The organism is Olsenella uli (assembly GCF_016900775.1).
Taxonomy (GTDB): Bacteria; Actinomycetota; Coriobacteriia; order Coriobacteriales; family Atopobiaceae; genus Thermophilibacter; species Thermophilibacter uli_A.
In genome coordinates this window covers 1-1,802 of sequence record NZ_JACJKN010000034.1, presented here as the reverse complement: position 1 = coordinate 1,802, position 1,802 = coordinate 1, and the positions used below count along the sequence as shown (strand labels likewise).

The 1,802-nt window shown below is 67.3% G+C and carries 1 protein-coding gene and 1 rRNA gene; both read left to right on the top strand.

The genetic code is table 11. The features are described 5' to 3' along the window. Nucleotides 1-90, top strand: a 5S ribosomal RNA gene (rrf, locus tag H6A23_RS11180); the annotation flags it as partial. A 555-nt stretch (nt 91-645) separates the two neighbouring features. Next, nucleotides 646-819 carry a hypothetical protein gene (locus H6A23_RS11175; protein ID WP_204832249.1) on the top strand — a complete coding sequence of 58 codons (174 nt, stop codon included), beginning with the start codon at nt 646-648 and terminating at the stop codon, nt 817-819. The last annotated feature ends 983 nt before the right edge of the window (nt 820-1,802 follow it).

The window sequence follows — 1,802 nt, the reverse complement described above, 5'->3', positions numbered from 1 at the left end:
CACCCGGTCCCATTCCGAACCCGGAAGTTAAGCCCCCGAGCGCCGATGGTACTGCGGAGTAGTCCGTGGGAGAGCAGGACGTCGCTGACCAACAAGGGGCATTTTGCGCGGAAGAGGGCCCCTCCGGGGCCCTCTGTGCCGCCTGCGGGCTATTGGACAAAATGTATGTCAGAATCATCCTGGCATTCGCAGGCGTAAGTTGAAAAACAAGGTTCTTGGGTTGACATGCCCCGTCTCTCCGTTTGGACAAAACGTGTGTCTGCCCTTCCGTGACCGGCCAACAAGACCATCCTAAGGCGGCCCGATAAATTGGTTGCGAGGCGGTCTCTGCGGTGAAGGCCAGACCCTGCACCCTCTGCACGGCGAAGATGAAGTGAAAAAACATAACGTGCGCGCGGAGGACGCAATGGAGGCGCGCCTCGCGTGGCACGCTTGATTCGCGGGATCGATAGGGCGGTCAAGTTGCTTGACGCCTCCCGCGGGCTGGCCTCCTACCTGGGCCTGGCAGGTCGACATGCCGGGCGGCGGGTGTACTTTCCGCAGGAGGTGCGCTAGGTTCTTGGGGATCTGGCCGATGTGCTGGAGGTGTAGGGTGCCTGCAGAGTCGTCTACGTCGACGGCATTCGCCTCGGTAGGAGGACCGTCGTGCTTATCGCTTCCGACGAGCGCGCGCTTGGCTGGCACCTATGCCGTCACGAGAGCGGCTGCGCGTGGTCGGCTCTGACGTCGCGCGTCGCGGCGCCCGGGACCGTGGTCTCCGATGCCGGCGACGACCTCGCCAAGGCCCTCAGGGGCACGTGGCCGGGAACGGTTCGCTAGAGTTGCGTGTTCCACACCCTCTGCCGGGCGGGGAGGTGCACCACGATGAGGTCAGGTAATCAGGCCGGGGTAGAGCCCCGCGGGCTGGCGAAAGCATTGCTCTTCGCCACGACCTGCTGGGGGCGGACAGCTGGGTTCAGGCACCGCTCACGTGGTCGGAGCGTTTGGACGCGACCCCCGCCGATATGATCGGGGCGAGGACGGGAGGCTGCAGCCGGCCCACGAGAGGCTTGTGAGGGCTCGCCGCTCGTTCGCGCGCCTCGTCAGCGCCGGGACGCTCTTCACCTATCTCGACCTAGTCTGGTCGGGGAGGGCCCGCCCCCTCGACCAACAGACGCATCGGGGGGGGGTGAACGCGCAGCTCGGGACCATGCTATGCGACCACAGGGGTTGTTGCCGATAGGGGGGCGCCAATGCCATGTTCTGGCGGCGCTACGCGCGCGGCTCGGGCCCGCCGCCCGTCACCAAGACCCTGTTCGCGATGCATGCGGGCCGCTCAATCGTCGCGGTCTACGAGTGCCGGGGCGAGTGCGAGGGGCTCGAGGGGTCATCCCGCAGCGGGGCGACGCTGTCGTCTGCTCCGAGCTCTACTAGTTGGAGCCCTGCCGGATGGGCCGGGGCCGAGCGGAGACACTGTTTATCCCATAAGTCTTATCTGCCGCCTGCCCCGTCCTCATGAGTGTGGGCCCTGGCCGGCGGGATGGTGCGCGGACGCATGATGCGCCGCGACCCTGTTGCCCATGGGACGGGCCTCTCTGGGGGCCGGGTGCTTGGCCGGGCTCCTAGCGCTCCGCCTACGGATGGGCGCTTTGCGCCGCCGTGTGGGCGGGGGCCGCCCGATGCGCCCTGTCGGACAAACTCGCCTCTCGCCCCGATTGTGTAGGAATCGTGGACCTCCCGATTCTGGCCCCCGCGGGGCCGCGGGGTGCGTATAGTTAATCCCCGCGCATCGGCGGGGCGGTCGCCCCGGACCCGCGCGGCGA